The organism is Microtetraspora fusca (assembly GCF_001570365.1).
In the GTDB taxonomy this organism is placed as follows: domain Bacteria; phylum Actinomycetota; class Actinomycetes; order Streptosporangiales; family Streptosporangiaceae; genus Microtetraspora; species Microtetraspora fusca.
Map to the genome: position 1 here is coordinate 148,481 of NZ_BBYK01000056.1, position 16,052 is coordinate 164,532.

At 72.5% G+C, this 16,052-nt stretch carries 15 protein-coding genes; 9 read left to right on the plus strand and 6 right to left on the minus strand.

Annotated elements, in window-relative coordinates:
* Window positions 1-8: 8 nt before the first annotated feature.
* The 8 genes from AWQ68_RS25625 to AWQ68_RS25660 all read left to right on the plus strand — a co-directional run bounded on the left by AWQ68_RS25625 (window position 9) and on the right by AWQ68_RS25660 (window position 9,198).
* Window positions 9-476, plus strand: a complete 468-nt coding sequence (locus AWQ68_RS25625; protein WP_245656084.1) for a glycosyltransferase family 2 protein — start codon at window positions 9-11, stop codon at window positions 474-476.
* A 10-nt stretch (window positions 477-486) separates the two neighbouring features.
* Window positions 487-1,083 carry an HD domain-containing protein gene (locus AWQ68_RS25630; RefSeq protein WP_066944503.1) on the plus strand — a complete coding sequence of 199 codons (597 nt, stop codon included), beginning with the start codon at window positions 487-489 and terminating at the stop codon, window positions 1,081-1,083.
* Window positions 1,084-1,187: 104 nt separating this feature from the next.
* Complete coding sequence (locus AWQ68_RS25635; RefSeq protein ID WP_066944505.1) at window positions 1,188-1,862, plus strand: carbonic anhydrase; 675 nt, start codon at window positions 1,188-1,190, stop codon at window positions 1,860-1,862.
* 95 nt (window positions 1,863-1,957) lie between these two features.
* On the plus strand, window positions 1,958-2,638 hold the full coding sequence (locus AWQ68_RS25640; RefSeq protein ID WP_066944507.1) for a GntR family transcriptional regulator: 681 nt from the start codon (window positions 1,958-1,960) through the stop codon (window positions 2,636-2,638).
* 3 nt (window positions 2,639-2,641) lie between these two features.
* Window positions 2,642-3,862, plus strand: coding sequence for an MFS transporter (locus AWQ68_RS25645; RefSeq protein WP_066944509.1), 1,221 nt, complete (start codon window positions 2,642-2,644; stop codon window positions 3,860-3,862).
* A gap of 147 nt (window positions 3,863-4,009) precedes the next feature.
* Complete coding sequence (locus tag AWQ68_RS25650; protein WP_245656081.1) at window positions 4,010-5,452, plus strand: sensor histidine kinase; 1,443 nt, start codon at window positions 4,010-4,012, stop codon at window positions 5,450-5,452.
* Between the two features lie 667 nt (window positions 5,453-6,119).
* The gene (locus AWQ68_RS25655) at window positions 6,120-8,291 is read left to right on the plus strand and encodes a M4 family metallopeptidase (protein ID WP_066944513.1); all 2,172 of its coding nucleotides are present in this window, start codon (window positions 6,120-6,122) and stop codon (window positions 8,289-8,291) included.
* A gap of 226 nt (window positions 8,292-8,517) precedes the next feature.
* Window positions 8,518-9,198 carry a DUF1275 family protein gene (locus AWQ68_RS25660; RefSeq protein ID WP_066944514.1) on the plus strand — a complete coding sequence of 227 codons (681 nt, stop codon included), beginning with the start codon at window positions 8,518-8,520 and terminating at the stop codon, window positions 9,196-9,198.
* A 16-nt stretch (window positions 9,199-9,214) separates the two neighbouring features.
* Here AWQ68_RS25660 and AWQ68_RS25665 read toward each other — a convergent pair whose 3' ends face one another.
* The 6 genes from AWQ68_RS25665 to AWQ68_RS25690 form a co-directional block, all read right to left on the minus strand.
* Window positions 9,215-10,021 carry a hypothetical protein gene (locus AWQ68_RS25665; RefSeq protein ID WP_157545701.1) on the minus strand — a complete coding sequence of 269 codons (807 nt, stop codon included), beginning with the start codon at window positions 10,019-10,021 and terminating at the stop codon, window positions 9,215-9,217.
* A 248-nt stretch (window positions 10,022-10,269) separates the two neighbouring features.
* Complete coding sequence (locus tag AWQ68_RS25670; RefSeq protein ID WP_084464394.1) at window positions 10,270-11,133, minus strand: F510_1955 family glycosylhydrolase; 864 nt, start codon at window positions 11,131-11,133, stop codon at window positions 10,270-10,272.
* The gene (locus AWQ68_RS25675; RefSeq protein WP_066944518.1) at window positions 11,130-12,746 is read right to left on the minus strand and encodes a multicopper oxidase family protein; all 1,617 of its coding nucleotides are present in this window, start codon (window positions 12,744-12,746) and stop codon (window positions 11,130-11,132) included. The genes AWQ68_RS25670 and AWQ68_RS25675 overlap by 4 nt, the downstream gene beginning before the upstream one ends.
* A gap of 99 nt (window positions 12,747-12,845) precedes the next feature.
* The gene (locus tag AWQ68_RS25680) at window positions 12,846-13,337 is read right to left on the minus strand and encodes a hypothetical protein (RefSeq protein WP_157545703.1); all 492 of its coding nucleotides are present in this window, start codon (window positions 13,335-13,337) and stop codon (window positions 12,846-12,848) included.
* 90 nt (window positions 13,338-13,427) lie between these two features.
* A complete protein-coding gene (locus AWQ68_RS25685) occupies window positions 13,428-13,949 on the minus strand; it encodes a nuclear transport factor 2 family protein (RefSeq protein WP_066944522.1) in 522 nt (173 codons plus the stop codon).
* Window positions 13,946-14,833, minus strand: coding sequence for an LLM class F420-dependent oxidoreductase (locus AWQ68_RS25690; protein WP_066944524.1), 888 nt, complete (start codon window positions 14,831-14,833; stop codon window positions 13,946-13,948). Before AWQ68_RS25690 ends, AWQ68_RS25685 begins: the two co-directional genes overlap by 4 nt.
* A gap of 323 nt (window positions 14,834-15,156) precedes the next feature.
* Between AWQ68_RS25690 and AWQ68_RS25695 the strand changes: the two genes are divergently transcribed.
* Window positions 15,157-16,047, plus strand: a complete 891-nt coding sequence (locus AWQ68_RS25695; RefSeq protein ID WP_066944526.1) for an IclR family transcriptional regulator — start codon at window positions 15,157-15,159, stop codon at window positions 16,045-16,047.
* Window positions 16,048-16,052: the final 5 nt, after the last annotated feature.

A 16,052-nucleotide genomic window follows, 5' to 3' on the forward strand; every position in this document is an offset into this window, starting at 1 on the left:
CGGTGATCATGCCGACGTTCGAGCAGGCGCGGTTCCTGCCGAGGGCGGTCGGCAGCCTGTTCGCGCAGACCGTGACGCGCTGGGAACTGATCGTCGTGGACGACGGCTCGCGGGACGGAACGCCGGAGGCCGTCGGCCCGTTCCGCTCCGATCCCCGGGTCCGCTACGTGCGCCTGCCACGCAACCTCGGCCTCGGAGCGGCGGCCAACGCGGGGCTCGGCCTGTGCCGGGGCGCGTTCGTCGCGTACCTGCCCTCCGACGACGCCTTCGACCCGGACCACATCGCCGCGCCATCCGCGAGCGGTTCGACGGAGGGCTCAACGTCTTCCGCCGCCGGTACCGGGTCGCCGAGCCGCTCCGGTTCCGCACCACGGACGGCACCGACGTGGACGAGGTCGGCCTCTACCGCCGTTTCCGCGAGGCGCGCTTCCCGGCCGCGCCGCATCCGCGACCTCTCCGCGGTGACACGCCGGTAGGCTCCCCGCCATGCGGATCCCCACGGACGGACAGATTCGCGCGCTTCACGCCAAGCACGCGCCCACGCGGGACGCCTTCGAGCTCGTGTACACCCACTGCGAGATCGTCTGGGGGATCGCGGAACAGCTCCTCGCCCGCGACGGCCTCGACGTCGACGCGGACCTGGTCCGGGCGGGCTGCCTCCTGCACGACATCGGCGTGTACCGGCTGTACGACGAGGACGGCGTCCTCGACCACGCGGGCTACCTGCGCCACGGCGTCCTCGGCCACGATCTCCTCCGTGAGGAGGGCCTCTCAGAGGAGATCTGCCGCTTCTGCTCCCGCCACACCGGGGTGGGCCTCACCCGCGACGACGTGCGCGAACAGGGGCTGCCGCTGCCGCCCGCCGACTACGTTCCGGTGACGGGTGAAGAGGAGCTCGTCATGTACGCGGACAAGTTCCACAGCAAGACGGAGCCGCCGACCTTCGTCTCCGCCGCGTCCTACGCCGCGCGGGTCCGACGTTTCGGCACGGGCAAGGCGGCGATCTTCACGTCGATGTGCGAGCGTTTCGGGCTTCCGGACCTCGCGCCGCTCGCCCGGGCGTACGGGCACGCGACGGTGTGACGCGTGCCGAGGCGCGGGCGGGGCCGCCTTTCGTGACGCTGCCACGAAACGGTCACGGGTGGCCCGGCCCGGACGCACCTGGGGCCTGGTCGTAATCTGCCGACATGACTGACATTCGGGCACTGACACCCGGCGACGCCTTCGCGACGCTGCTGGCCGGCAACGAGCGGTTCATCACAGGACGACCGCAGCACCCGAACCAGAACGCCGCCCGCCGCGCCGAGACCGCCCCCCTCCAGAACCCGTTCGCCGTCCTTTTCGGCTGCTCAGACTCCCGACTGGCGGCCGAGATCATCTTCGACCGCGGCCTCGGCGACCTGTTCGTCGTCCGCACCGCGGGGCACGTCATGGGGCCCGAGGTGCTCGGCAGCATCGAGTACGGCGTGAGCGTGCTGGGCTGCCCGCTGGTCGTCGTCCTCGGCCACGACTCCTGCGGCGCGGTCGCGGCCACCCGCGCCGCGCTTGACGAGGGGCCCGCCCCCACCGGCTACGTGCGCGACGTCGTCGAGCGGGTGACCCCGAGCGTGCTCGCCGCCCGCGCCGCCGGGCTCACCCAGCCCGACGAGATCGTGGACGAGCACATCCGCAACACCGTGGACCTCCTGGTCGACCGCTCCCGCGTGCTCGCCGACAGCATCGCGGAGGGCCGGGCGGCCGTGGTCGGCCTGTCGTACCGGCTGGCCGAGGGCACGGCGCGGCTCGTGGCCGACCGCGGTCTCGGCGTCCCCGTCCGCACGCCGGGCGCCGAGGAGGAGTCGGCCCGCGCCGGAGGGCGCTGACCCGCGCTTCCTCCAGCGCTCGGCCGGGACCACGCCCCGAGTTTTGTATCCTTGTTGTGTCTCTCTTGTATCTATGATGGTGGGAAGGCGCGGGGATGGAGGACACGCGGGACGGGTCGGAGCGCGCTCCGCTCGCGGCGGCGGATCGGGCGTACGAGTTCACCCGGGAGCTCATCGTCAGCGGCCGCCTCTCCGGGGGAGAGCTCATCAGCGAGGGCGAGATCGCCGAGCGGGTGGGGGTGAGCCGCACCCCGGTGCGCGAGGCGTTCCTGCGGCTCCAGGCCGAGGAACTGCTGCGTCTCTTCCCCAAACGCGGGGCCGTCGTGGTGCCCCTCGCGCCCGGCGAGGGCGAGGACGTCCTGGAGATCCGGGAGGCGATCGAGTGCCTCGCGGTGCGCCGCCTGCTCCGGCTGGACGACGACGACCTCGCCCGGGTGGTCGAGCGGCTGCGGGAGACCCTGCGGGCGCAGTCCGGCCCGGCCCGGCGCCTGGACACCCCGGCGTTCGCCCGGGCCGACCAGGCGTTCCACCTGGCGATCGTGGCCGCGTCCGGCAACGCCCTGGCCGAGCGGTTCTACGGCTCGCTGGGCGACCGGCAGCTCCGGATGGCCGCCCAGGCGCTGCATCCCCGCCCCGAACGGCTGGAGGTGCTGGTCCACGAGCACGGCGCGCTGGTGGACGCCATCGCGCAGCGGGACGTCGCCCGGTTCGAGGAGGCGCTGCGCGCCCACCTCGACGCCACCCACCGGGCGCTGGCCGCGGCCCGGAGGCCGTAGGCGATGGGTGCGAAGCGCTGGTGGCTCGCGGCCGCCGCGATGTTCGGCTGCGGGTGGGGCGGCAACCAGTTCACGCCGCTGCTCCTGATGTACCGGCAGGCAGGCGGCTACTCGGAGGTCACCGTCGACGCCTTCCTCGCGGCGTACGTCCTGGGGCTGGTCCCGGGGCTGCTCGTGGGCGGCCCGCTGTCGGACCGCCACGGGCGCAAGCCGCTGATGTTGATCGGTACGGCGCTCTCCGCGCTGGCCAGCGCCGTACTGGCGGCGGGTGTGGCCGGTGAGGCGTTCATCTACGCCGGACGGTTGCTGACCGGGGTCGGCGTGGGCATCGCCATGGCCGTCGGCACGAGTTGGGTGAAGGAGCTGTCGGAGGGCCGGCACGACCCGACCGCCGACGCGGGCGCGGGCGCCAGGCGGGCGTCGCTGGCGCTCACCGCCGGCTTCGGGCTCGGGGCGGGGGTGGCGGGCGTCCTGGCGCAGTGGGGGCCGTGGCCCATGGTCACCCCGTACGCGGTGCACGTGGCGGTCGTCCTGCCCGCCCTGGCCGGTCTGCTGAGGGTGCCGGAGACGCGGCCGGGCACCGGTCGGGCCGAGGGGCGCCGCCGGAGCCTGCGCTCGGACCTGCGGGTGCCGTCCGCCGGGCACCGCCGCTTCCTGTGGGTCGTGGTGCCGACGGCGCCGTGGGTGTTCGGGGCGGCGGGCATCGCCTACGCCGTGACGCCGCAACTGGTGGCCGAGCGGGTCGGCCGATGGGGCCTCGCGTACGCCACGCTGCTGACCGTGCTCACGCTGGGCGCCGGCGTCCTCGTGCAGCCGCTGGCCAGGAGGCTGTGCGGCCGCTCCACCGCCCGGCCGCTCCTGACGGCGATGGCGCTCATGACGGCCGGCATGGCGGTGAGCGCCTCGACCGCCGCCGTACGCTCGCCGTGGCTGGGCTCGGCGGGCGCGCTGCTGCTGGGCGCGGCGTACGGCATCGCCGTCGTCTCCGGCCTGCTGGAGGTGCAGCGCATCGCCACCCCCGAGGATCTGGCCGGGCTGACCGGCGTCTACTACGCCCTCACCTACACGGGCTTCCTCGCGCCCGCGGTGCTGGCCGCCCTGTCCGCCGTGACCTCCTACACGGCGATGCTCGCGGCCGTGACCCTCCTGGCGTCGGGCTGCCTCGCGCTGATCGCGGTGGCGCTGCGCGTGCAAGGCTCCGGCTCCGAGGCCCATCCCGCCTGACCGGGACCCGGTCCGTCGCGACCTTCACGATGGAGTGGGGGTTCTCTATGCGCTTCCTGACGTTTGCGAGGTATTGGAGATGAATCTCCCGTTGTGCGGCAAGGAGTTGTCCTAAGGGGCACGCCTGCCGGGCGAGGGGTGATCAGCGTGACCGCATGGCGTCGATGCTCCATCAGGACCCGCCTGACCGTGGCGGCGAGCGCCGTCATGGCGTTGATCTGCGCCGTCGGCACGCTGCTCGCGCTGGTGTCCGCGCGCGGGCGGGACCTGGAGTACCAGAAGGCCGCACTGGTCGCCTGGGCCATGAGGGTCATCGAGCGGATGGTGATCGAGGGTCCCCCGGACGCCCTTCCCGACGGGCCGGGCAGAGCGGCCCAGCTCTTCGACCCCAACAGGCGGCTGGTGGCCGTCTCCGGCAACATGGCGGGCAGGCCGCCGATGGCGAACTTCGGCTCCGGGTCGGCGACGTACCAGACCAGGGAACTGTGCGACCTGCCCGACTTCCCGGGCCAGTGCCGGATCGTCATCGACGTCCCGGTCCACCTCGCCAACGGGACCTGGCGGCTGTACGCCGCGGCCCCGTCGCCTCCGTGGTACGGCAACCCGCTGCTGCTGGCCCTGCTGGTCGGCGGCTCGGTCCTGCTCGTCGCGGTCACCGCGCTCGGCACGTACTGGGCGGTGAGCAAGACCCTCGAACCCGTCCGGGCCATCGGCGCGAAGCTCGACCAGATCACCGCCAGCGACCTCGGGCATCGCGTCCCGCTCCCGAAGTACCAGGACGAGCTGGAAGACCTCACCCGGATCGCCAACCGGACCCTGGATCGGGCCCAGGCGGCGGTCGAGCAGCAGCTCAGGTTCGCCTCCGACGCCTCACACGACCTGCGCAGCCCGCTGACCGCCATGCGCGTACGGATCGAGGACGCGCTCATGTGCCCGGAGGAGACCGACTGGCCCAAGACGGCCGCCGCGCTCCTGGACAGCGTGGAGCGCCTCCAGGATCTGGTCACCGACCTACTCCAGATTTCCCGCCTGGACGCGGGGGTGGGCGGGCGGCACGAACCCGTCGACCTGACCGCGCTGGTGGCGTCCGAGCTGGACCGCCGGCCGCGCGGGGTCCTGGTCGCCCGCGACCTCGCCCCCCAGGTGACGGTGGACGGAGACCGGATCGGCCTGGCCCGCCTCTTGATCAACCTCCTGGACAACGCCGAACGCCACGCCGACACCACGATCGCCGTCGTGCTCCGCGCGGAGCCCGGCACGGCGGTGCTGGAGGTGTGCGACGACGGCGACGGGATCCCGCCCGAGCAGCGGGACTCCGTCTTCCAGCGGTTCGTCCGCCTGGACGCCTCCCGGCAGAAGGATCCGGGCGGCACCGGCCTTGGCCTGTCCATCGCGCGGCAGATCGCCGAGAAGCACGGCGGCACCCTCACCGTCGAGGACAGCCCGTGCGGCGCCCGGTTCGTGCTGCGCGTCCCGCGCCGCGCCCCGGAGCCGGAATCCGCGCTCGCCGGAGACGAACACGGCGGCCGCGAGCCCGCGGAGCGCTCCGGCGACCGGGGTGGCGAGCGGTCTCCGCGCTCAACCGGGTGAGCCTGGCTCAGCTCGCGCGGGTTCGGGGCGCGTAGCAGCGTGGTGCGACGCCGGGGCCGTCCGCGTGCGTGCCGGTGACGCCGAGCGCGCTGGTGACGCCGAGCGCCTGGTGACGCCGAGCGCCTGGTGACGCCGAGCGCCTGGTGACGCTGAGCCACGCTGCTGACCTCCGAGCGCACCGGTGTCGTCACCCGGCTCTCGGCGCGGCCCCACAGGTCGGTGGCGTTCGGCCGGAGCTTGGTCGTGTCCGACACATCAACCTGGCCGCCGTCGAGCGCGTCCTTGACGGGAAAGAAGCCGCTTTCCACGGCGTCGGATCGATCACCGCACCGCCTCCCTTCGCGCGCACCCGCGAATGATCAGCCCGAACAGGCGACATGAACGATCGATCAGAGTGAACTTTCTGCCGACTCGCCTGTCAATCAGCCCAAAGCGCATAAAACGTGCGGCCGTTTCCCTCAATCGGCCCGTCGGCGGGTTCGCGCCGCTCATCGGCATTGCCGGCCTCGACCGAAAACCCTTCGGTTCAAGGGCGCTTCGTCCGTAAAATCGACAAGTTTTTCTCATATATTGACAGGTTTGTCGGAATAGAGTCAGACTTCGCTCGTTCTGTTCACCCCCAGGTGATGCACCCCCCAAACGCGTCACGACTCAGAAGGAGCGTCGTGTGAAACGCACTGCCGCGTTAGCGCTCATCACCACAGCCGCGGGCGTCCTCGTCGGGCTGTCCCCAACCACGGCGGCGGGCGCGAGTCCCGCCGTCGATCCGGCGCAGGCCGCCCGCGGCGCCGACCGCCTGGTCGACGCCAAGCCCCCCGCCCTGCGGCCGTCCGCCAAGGACGCCTTCCACCGCGAGAGGGTCGTCGGGCAGGGCGACCTCAACTACGTCTCCTACACCCGGACCTACAGCGGCCTGCCGGTGTACGGGGGAGACTTCGTCGTCGTCACCGACGCCAAGGGCGGCGTGCTGAGCACGTCCGTCGCCCAGGAGAAGACGCTGGACGTCGGCACCACGCCGAAGATCTCCGCCGAGAAGGCGGCCGAGGTCGCCCGCGCGCAGGTGACCGACGCCACCGGCACCTCGACCCCCCGCCTGACCGTGATGGCCGAGGGCACCGGCCGGCTGGCCTACGAGGTCGTCGCGGAAGGGACGAACAACGGCCGCGAGAGCAAGATGCACGTCTTCGTCGACGCGCTGACCGGCGACGTCGTGGAGAAGTCCGACGAGGTCATGGACGGCCAGGGCAACAGTTACTACAACGGCAACCCGGTCACCATCGGCACCACGGCGGGCACGACCAACTCCATGACCGACCCCGCTCGGTCCGGCATCCGCTGCGGTGGCCAGAACGGCTCGGCCTACACCAAGAGCTCCGACTCCTGGGGCAACGGCTCCGGCACCGACCTGGAGACCGCCTGCGTCGACACGCTCTTCGCGGCCGGCCAGGAGTGGGACATGCTGCGCGACTGGCTGTCGCGCAACGGCATGGACGGCAGCGGCGGCGGCTTCCCCGCCCGGGTCGGTCTCAGCGACGTCAACGCGTACTGGAACGGCAGCTACACCAACTTCGGTCACTCGCAGGACAACAAGCGCCAGGCCACCTCGATCGACGTCGTGGCCCACGAGTACGGCCACTCGATCTTCCAGAACACCCCGGGCGGCTCGACCGGCAGCAACGAGAAGGGTGGTCTCAACGAGTCCACCGGCGACATCTTCGGCACCCTGACCGAGCACTACGCCTACGAGCACGGGGGCACCCACGCCCCGGACTACGCCGTGGGCGAGCAGGTCGACCTCGTCGGCAGCGGCCCGATCAGGTACATGTACAAGCCGTCCCTCATCTCCGGCGACCCCGACTGCTACTCCTCCTCCGTGCCCCCCATGGAGGTCCACTCCGCCGCCGCCATCCAGAACCACTGGTTCTACCTGCTGGCCGAGGGCTCGAACCCGACCAACGGCAACCCGGCCAGCCCGACCTGCAACAGCTCCACCGTCACCGGCGTCGGCATCCAGAATGCCGGCAAGATCTTCATGGGCACGCTGAACCGCAAGACCTCCACCTGGACGCACACGCTGGCGCGCAAGGCGTCCCTGGCGGCCGCGATCGAGCTCTTCCCCGGATCCTGCGCGGAGTACAACGCGACCAAGGCGGCGTGGAACGCGGTGAACGTGCCGGCCGACCCGAGTGAGCCGGCCAGCTGCAACACCAGCGGGAACGACTTCTCCATGACGCTCAACCCCGCCTCGGCGACCGTCCAGGCCGGCCAGCAGACGACCGCCACGGTCGCCACGCAGACCACGTCCGGAAGCGCGCAGGGCGTCACGCTCACCGCAAGCGGCCTGCCGACCGGCGTGACCGCCTCGTTCAACCCGTCGTCGGTGACCTCGGGCAGCTCCTCGACCCTGACCCTCACGACGTCGGCGTCCACGGCCTCCGGCGCCTACCCGATCACGGTGACCGGCACCGGCGGCTCGGCGACGCACAACGCGACCTTCACCCTGACCGTGACCGGCGGCAGCGGTCCGTGCGACGGCAAGCAGCACACGGCCACCGGCACACTCAGCTCCGGCGCCAGCGCCTACCAGCCGGGCACGTCCGGCTTCCAGGTCACCAAGTCCGGAACGCACTCGGCCTGCCTGGCCGGGCCCAGCGGCACCGACTTCGACCTCTACCTGCAGAAGCGGAACAGCCTGGGGAGCTGGTCGACCGTGGCCAGCAGCCTCTCGTCCGGCTCGAACGAGTCCATCACCTACAACGGCACCTCGGGCTACTACCGCTACCGCGTCTACTCCTACAGCGGCAGCGGCTCCTACACCCTGGGCTACGACAACCCGTAACCCCCTCCCTTACGTAGACCCCTCCAGCGGGCCCCGGCACAGCGCTCATGCCGGGGCCCGCCCCGCTGTCCGGGGGCGCCTTCCCTCCTCGGACGGAACTCCGAGAGGCCGGCGTGCGCTCGGAGACTCGTTCATCCCCGTCAGGCCGCCCCGGCGATCTGGCGGGGTTTGAGTAACTTGCGGGTTGTATAACCTTCAAGCCCAGGTTCGTGATAGGAGTGCCCCTTTGTCCGATGCCGCGCGTAGGCGCGACCTCCTGGTCGTGTTGCTCTCCCTGAACAGCGGCGCGACCGACGCCATCGGCCTGCTCGCCCTCGGCGGCGCCTTCACCAGCGTCATGACCGGGAACATGGTGCTGCTCGGGGTGTCGGGGATCCAGGGGGACGCGGCGCTGGCGCTGCACGCGGGCGCGGCGATCGTCTGCTTCGTGCTCGGCTGCGCGGTCGGCCACCGGCTCGCGGGCGGCGCCCGCGACGGCGACCCCGTCTGGCCCGCCGAGGTCAGCCGCGCGCTGTCGGTCGAGTTCGCCGTACTCGCGATCTACGCGGTGATCTGGATGGCCCGCGGCGGTGAGGTCTCCGACACGGCGGCGCTCGGCCTGCTCGCGCTCAACGCGTGCGCGCTCGGCATCCAGAGCAGCAGCGTGCAGCGGTTCGGGGTCCCCGGTCTGTCCACGACCTACCTCACCGGCACGCTCACCACGCTCGTGATGCGGCTCACGGCGGGCAAGTCGCTGCGCGACGTGCGGCTGAGCGCTCTGCTGCTGCTCGGCCTGATCGGCGGTGCGGCGCTCGGCGCGCTGCTCAGCCTGCACGCGGCCCCCTTCGCGCCGCTTCTCCAGCTCGCCTGCGTCGGCACGGTGCTGCTGGCCGCGCGCTCGCTCGTCCCCGCGCCCGCCGCGGCCTGACCCGCCGCCCGCCGGCTCAGACCTCCCCGACCGCCTCGCACTCGCCCTTCTTCATCGCCGGCGCGTTGTCGTCGTACGCGTCCGACGTGGCCACGACGTTCGGCATGCCCTCGTAGTCCGGGCGCAGGAATCCGTCGGGGGAGTCGCACTCCGTCCAGGCCGTCCACATGTCGACGCTGGGGCCGTCCCAGTGCCGCAGCGGTCCGTCCGCCTCGTCCCGCCAGTACTCGTGCCGGGCCTTGACGAAGGCCATCACCCGGAGCACCGGGCCGGGCACTCCCTTCGGGCTTACCGGATAGACCGCCCGGAACGTGTAGTTCACCCACAGCTCCGGCTTGCCCTGATCGTTCTTGCCCTCCTCGGCGGACATCGCGGCCTTCACCTTGATCACATCGCCGACGAGGTCCACCGAGCCCGGCGCGAAGCTCGTCACCCAGCCACGCGTGTTCTTGTCCTGGTCCTTGCTGTCCAGGTACTTCAGGAAGTGCTTGCGCTGCTCCCGGTCGAGCAGCGCGGTGAACGCCTCCGGCGCGCCGCCGAGCAGCGTTGGCCGGTCGAGGTGGGCGGCCACCAGCATCCGCTTACTGGTCTGGTACGCGGCCTCGACGTCCGCTGCCGGATATTTCCCGACCTGGGCGGCCGCGGGGATCACGATGCCGTCGGCTCCGTCGGCGTAGCTCTCCGAGGGCGACCCCCGGAAAGGCCGGCTGGGGTCGATCACGGCGGGATCCGCCAACGCGTCCCGTATCGCCGCGCATCCGGAGAGCGCCGTCACGGCAAGGCATCCCGCCAGAAGGGTACGCACCACACTACGTTCAGACATGCCAGGGATTATTCAGGTAATCTCCAGCATTCTGATCACGCGGACGTATCCGAACCGGATCTGTACGGTCCGGTCAGCGGCGGAACACGCGCTCCCGGAGTGCGAAGACGTGGCACGTGCCGCCCGCCCAGAGCCCTGCGGCCGGTACGGCGGCATGCAGGGGTTCGCGGGTGGGCGGCGCGGTCCCGTTGACCGGAACCGCGCCCCCGGTTCGCCCTCGTCCCGGTGAGGACGCGCCGGTCCCGCGGTTACGGCCGGTGGATGGTGGCGAAGGTGTCGCCGCCGTCGGTGGACTCGTACACGCTGCCGTCCATGGAGGCCGCGAGCAGGCGCTCGGCGGAGACGGCGGTGAAGGCCACGGCCTGCATGGGCAGCCGGCCGCGCGGCGTCCACGCGGTGCCGTCGGTGGAGACCTGCACCCGCCCGTCGGGAGCCACGCCGATCAGGCCGCCCCCGTCGGTCACGTCCAGGAAGGACAGCAGGGGAGCACCCTTGAGCAGGCGGAAGGCGTTGCCTCCGTCCGCGCTGACCTTGACGCCGTCGGGGGTCGTGGCGTAGACGGTCTCCGGCTTGCCGGCTCCGGCGGCCAGGTCGAGCAGGTCGAGTCTGGCCCCCGGGGTGAGGGGCCCGCCCTGGCCGCGCCACACCTGCCCGGTCTGCGTGTCGTAGCCGTACACCCTCGCACCCGCGACCTGGAGCGCGTGGAAGTCCGCCTTCCCGGCGAGCGCCACCTGCTCCCACGTCGCCCCGGCGTCCGCCGAGCGGATCAGCCCGAGGTGCGGAGGCTGCCCGGCCGCGATGTCCTGGGCGGACGGGTGGCCACTGGCGTAGAAGGTGCCGGGACCCGCGACGGTGAAGCCCATGTGGTCGGCGTCCCGGTCACCCACCCGGACCAGCTTCCCCGCCTCGACGGTGAACAGGCCGAAGTGCCCCGCGACGTACACCCTGCCGGTGGCCGGATCGACGCCGAGCCCGTGGACGTGCCCGACGCCCGGATCCGCGTCCACGGCGGCGGGAGGCGCGGCCTGCTCCGCCGGCCCGCCGGTGCCGCATCCGGCCGGCGCCGCCGCGAGCAGCAGCGCACCGGCCGCCAGGCCGAACCTCTTGATCACTTCGGCTCCCCCTTCCCGGCCCGGTAGCCGAACAGGCTCATCATCCCGGCCTCGGCGTGGTACACGTTGTGGCAGTGGATCATCCAGATGCCCGGATTGTCGGCGTCGAAGTCGACGTGCACGGTCGCGCCGGGCAGCACGATCGCGGTGTCCTTGCGCACGCCGCTCGTGCCGAGAGCGAAGGTGTGGCCGTGCAGGTGCATCGGGTGCCACATCAGGCTCCGGTTCACGAAGGACAGCCGCACCCGCTCGCCCGACCTGACCGGTTCGATGACCTTCGGGTCGTACTTCCTGCCGTTGATCGCCCAGTCGTACTTCGCCATGCTGCCGGTGAGCGCCAGCGTGATCGTGCGGTCCGGCGTCTTCCCGGGCAGTCGCACGGCGTCCGTCGGGACGAGCGCGTCGTAGGAGACGAGCCGGCCGTCCAGTTCGGCGGGCCGGGCGTCGGCCTCCGGCGCGCGGGCGCCCGCCGAGGTGCGCACCAGCGCGCGGGCGACGGCGCGTTTGCCCTCCGCCAGCGCGACCAGGGGGAACACGCCGTCCTTGAGGGTGACGAGCACGTCGTACCGCTCGCCCATGCCGATCAGCAGGGCGTCGGTCTCGACGGGGACGACCGGGTAGCCGTCGGTGTGCGTCACCGTCATGGCGTGGCCGCCGATCGCGACCCGGAACGCGGTGTCGCCGCCCGCGTTGATCAACCGGATCCGCAGCCGGGAGCCCGGGCGGGCGGTCCGGGTCTCCGGCGCGGCGGCGACCCTGCCGTTGACCAGGAAGTGCGGGTAGTAGACGTCCCCGGCGTCGCCGCCGAGGAGGTCGCTCTCCGCGTTCATCATCATGTGCGGCCACTTCGACGAGGCCGAGGCCGAGGGCGACGGGGTGGGCATGGCCATGTCGCCGTGCCCGCCGTGCCCGCCGCCCTGATCACCGTCCGGGGCGGTCGCGCCGTTGTCCAGGGTGTGGTCCATCGACATGCCGCCGTGGTCCATGTTCGCCATGGAGACGAGCTCCGCGAGCACCTCGTCGGGGGTTCCGCTGACGCCGTCCAGCCAGTCGTCCAGGACGACGACCCACTCCTCGTCGTAGCCGAGCGGCTCGTCCGGGTCCTCCACGATGAGCGGCGCGTAGAGCCCCCGGTCGAGCTGCGGTCCGTGGTGCGGGTGGAACCAGTACGTGCCCGGATGGGCGGCGGTGAACTCGTAGACCAGCTCGCCCCCGGCGGGTACGGGCGGCTGCGTGACGTCCGGCACGCCGTCGGCGTCGTTGCGCAGGGCGAGTCCGTGCCAGTGGACGGTGGTCTCCTGGGGCAGCCGGTTGGTCAGCCGGGCCCGGACCACCTCGCCGGCCCTGACCCGGATCGGCTCTCCGGGGAGGCGGTCGCCGTACATCCAGGTGCGTACGACGGGCCCGCCCAGGTCGGCCCGCCCCTCCTGGGCGATCAGCCCGAACTCGCGCACCGGTCCGGGACGGCGGGCGGCCTCGGCCGCCCGTACCTCGGCGCCGGTCGGCTGGACGAAGGCGGTGCTCTCGCCGGCCCGGGAGCACGCGGTGAGAAGGGCTCCACCGGCGCCGGCCAGGCCGGCGCGCAGGAAGAGCCGTCGATCGATCGAAGGCATGGGAAGTTCCGCTCACGGTTCACTGATGGGAAGAGGACCAGGAGGAACCAGGCGGGCGGCGGCTTCCGGGCCGCCGGCCTCCGCCCGGCCCGGGAGCCTCTATACGAGCAGGACCGTGACGCGCCGGAGTGAGAGGGCGAAGGACGGCGGCGACCCGCGGACGGCGGGCAGCCGGGAGGGCCGCTCGCTCCCGGCGGTGACCCCGCCGGAGGAGCGGCACAGGAGGATCAGGCCCAGCACCGCGGCGGCCAGGACGGCGGCGATCGCGGTCAGGCAGAGCACGAAGGGGTTGGCCTCGCCGGCCCCCTTCCGGTGCGCCGCTTCGGCGTGCGGCTCCGTCGCCGTGGCCGCCACCTGCTGGGCCGACGCGATCGGCGGCGCCGCCACCGAGCCGTGCGGCGCGTGCCGCCCGGCGGGCGCCGGGGCCATGCCGTGCATGGTGACGTGCGACAGGGGGCCCGCCATGGACATCCCGCAGAAATGCGCGGTGGCGTGGCTCAGGCCGACGCCGAGCAGCACGGACGCGAGCAGGACCAGCTTGGGCAGCACCGCCGCGACCGCGCTCCTGGGGGTCTCCCGCCGAGTGCGCACGGGCTCACACTACCGGCGGCACACCCCACCCCCGTATCCGGTGGGCCGGACCGGGCGCGCGGTGGAAGGCGCTCCGCCTCCCGGCGTGGGTCACGCCGACGGGGCCGCGCCCTCGTCGCCGGAGTCGCCGGTGAACTTCCGGGCGAGCAGCTCGGGCGACTCCGCGCGGCCGTCCAGGACCCGGTTGGTACGGGTGACGACCCGCCAGCCGTCCGGTCCCCGGCGCAGCCGCCAGTGGTTGGCGGTCGCGCGGCGCAGTCGGAAGGCGCCGGACCCCGCGTCCCGGACGACCATCATCGTGTAGCCGGCCGCGACCGCCTCGTCCCCCGTCACGGTGACGTGCGGCGGGCCGACGACGTGGGCGCAGCCCCCGGAGATCCACCCCTGATGCATGTCCGAAAGGACCATGGCCCTGATCTCGTCCTGGCCGTTCATCAGCAGCTCGTCCACGTCGTAGACGCCGTCCCGCTCCCAGAGGGCCGCGACGGCGTCCGCGCTGCCGCTGTCCACGAGCGGGCCGTACGAGAGGATCAGCCGGGTGATCGCCAGCTCGTCCTCGACGGCGCTCAGGCGCCGCTCCAACCGGGCGAGCCGCTGCTCGATGTCGGTCATTCCGCGCTCCCGTCGTGCGGTCCGAAGGCGATGCCCATCGCGGCCCCCAGGTCGCGCAGCGCGTGGAGCTGCTCGCGGTAGTCCTCGGCGGACGCCGCCGCGATGGTGACGCCGGCGACCGTGGCGCCCGCGTCGCGTACCCGCCCCAGCGCGTCCCCGGTGGCGCCGGGGGAGCCCGCGGGGTCGAGCGGGCCGACGCTGAGCACGACCTCGAAGCCGTCCGGCAGGTCGGCCTCGCCGAGCATCCCGGCGAGCCGGTCGAGGGAGAGGCCGAACGGTACCCAGCCGTCGCCGTAGGCCGCCGCGCGGCGCAGGGAGCGGGCGGTACGGCCGCCGATCCAGATCGGTACGCGCTCCTGCCGGGCGTGCGGCTCGACCACGAATCCGGAGAAGTCGTAGAAGTGGCCGTGGAACTCGGGCTCCCGCCGGGACAGCGCGGCGCGCAGGGCGGCGATGGCCTCGTCCGCGCGCGGCCCGAGCCCCTCGAAGGGCGCTCCGAGCAGCTCGAACTCCTCGCGCAGGCTGCCGACGCCGAGCCCGAGCGTGAGCCGCCCGCCGCTGATCCGGTCGAGCGTGCCGTACCGCTTGGCGATCGCGAGGGGGTGGTGGTAGCCGAGCACGAGCACCTGGGTGGCGAGCCGGATCCGGCGGGTGCGCGCGGCGAGATAGCCGAGCGTGGCCAGCGGGTCCCAGTAGACGGCCCCGCGCTCCTCCGCGACGGCGGCCGGGACGGCGACGTGCTCGCTGCAGGTCAGGTGGTGGTAGCCGAGCCGGTCCGCGGTCTCGGCGATCACCCCGATCTCCTCGATCCCGGCTGAGCGCTCCCATTCGGAGCGCACGCCCGGCAGTTGCACCACCACCGGCGTCACGATCCCGATCCGCATACGGCACACCTTTCGCCTTGACCGGCTCCTTCCTAGCGGGCTGGCGGGCCGGAGGACGAGCGCCGGTCCCGGTCAGCGGAACCGGGCCGAAATCCGAGGTACGGCGTAGCCGAAAAGGTGATCCGGTGCCGACGGAGCCCGTCCCCCCACCGGCGCGTATGCGCGGCGAACCCGTGCCGGAAGGGGGTGTGACGGCCCGACAGGCCGTACAGAACCGGTCATCGGATGACATTTCGGGGTTGGATCTCGCTCTTCCCCGAGGCGCTTCTCGTTGCTACATTCGCGTTACAAGAATTCATTTCAGTTTTGGCCAGGAGGACTCTATGACCGCTCTCAGTCCTTCAGCACAGGCCGCGGCACCGGCGCGCCGGGAGCTTCCCCCGTCCATGGTCGAGCGGATGACTCTGATCATGGACGCCTTCGCCGGCCGCTCGACCCGGCTCACCCTGGAGGACGTGGCGCGCTGCACGCACCTCCCGCGCTCCACCGCGCACCGCATCCTCGACCAGCTCGTCCGGCTGAACTGGCTGGAGCACACCACGTTCGGCTACCGGCTCGGGCAGCGGGCCCTCGGCCTCGGCGGCCGGGACGGCAGCCACGGGGAGATCCGCGAGGCGGCCGCGCCGCTGCTGCACGAGCTGCAGATCAGGACCGGCATGGTCGTCCACCTCGCGGTGCTCGACGGCGCCCAGGTGTTCTACCTCGACAAGGTCGGCGGCCGGTTCGCCACCTCGGTCCCGTCCCGCGTGGGCGGCCGCGCCCCCGCCCACTGCACCGCCCTGGGCAAGGCGATCCTCGCCTGGCTCGAACCCGAGCAGGTCGAGGCGCGGATCAGCGGCTCCATCAGCCGGATGACCAACCGGACCATCGGCGAGATGAGTACCCTGCACCAGGAACTGCACCGGATCCGGCAGCGGCACGGGCTGGCCTTCGAACGGGGGGAGTGCTTCCCCACCATCGCCTGCGTCGCCGCGGCGATCCGCGGCTACGAGGGCCCCGTCGCCAGCATCTCCCTCGTCGGCGACCCCCGGACACCGCTGGAGAAGGTCGCGCCGCTGGTGATCGACGCCGCGCGGCAGGCGTCGCTGGCCCTCTTCCCCGACCTCGCGGCCCCGCGCCGGGCCCGCCTCATGGTGGCCGTGCCGGACCAGACGTGGTCGTCCGAGACCCTGAACCGGCTCATGGAGACCGGCCAGAACGGCGACTGGCTCTGACGGCC

Excerpts from the sequence above, each read along its gene's own strand:
- AWQ68_RS25625 (WP_245656084.1), top strand. The coding sequence starts at position 9 with ATGCCGACGTTCGAGCAGGCGCGGTTCCTGCCGAGGGCGGTCGGCAGC.
- AWQ68_RS25665 (WP_157545701.1), bottom strand. The coding sequence starts at position 10,021 with ATGTCTGAACGTAGTGTGGTGCGTACCCTTCTGGCGGGATGCCTTGCC.
- AWQ68_RS25690 (WP_066944524.1), bottom strand. The coding sequence starts at position 14,833 with ATGCGGATCGGGATCGTGACGCCGGTGGTGGTGCAACTGCCGGGCGTG.
- AWQ68_RS25675 (WP_066944518.1), bottom strand. The coding sequence starts at position 12,746 with ATGCCTTCGATCGATCGACGGCTCTTCCTGCGCGCCGGCCTGGCCGGC.
- AWQ68_RS25635 (WP_066944505.1), top strand. The coding sequence starts at position 1,188 with ATGACTGACATTCGGGCACTGACACCCGGCGACGCCTTCGCGACGCTG.
- AWQ68_RS25645 (WP_066944509.1), top strand. The coding sequence starts at position 2,642 with ATGGGTGCGAAGCGCTGGTGGCTCGCGGCCGCCGCGATGTTCGGCTGC.
- AWQ68_RS25685 (WP_066944522.1), bottom strand. The coding sequence starts at position 13,949 with ATGACCGACATCGAGCAGCGGCTCGCCCGGTTGGAGCGGCGCCTGAGC.
- AWQ68_RS25695 (WP_066944526.1), top strand. The coding sequence starts at position 15,157 with ATGACCGCTCTCAGTCCTTCAGCACAGGCCGCGGCACCGGCGCGCCGG.
- AWQ68_RS25640 (WP_066944507.1), top strand. The coding sequence starts at position 1,958 with ATGGAGGACACGCGGGACGGGTCGGAGCGCGCTCCGCTCGCGGCGGCG.
- AWQ68_RS25630 (WP_066944503.1), top strand. The coding sequence starts at position 487 with ATGCGGATCCCCACGGACGGACAGATTCGCGCGCTTCACGCCAAGCAC.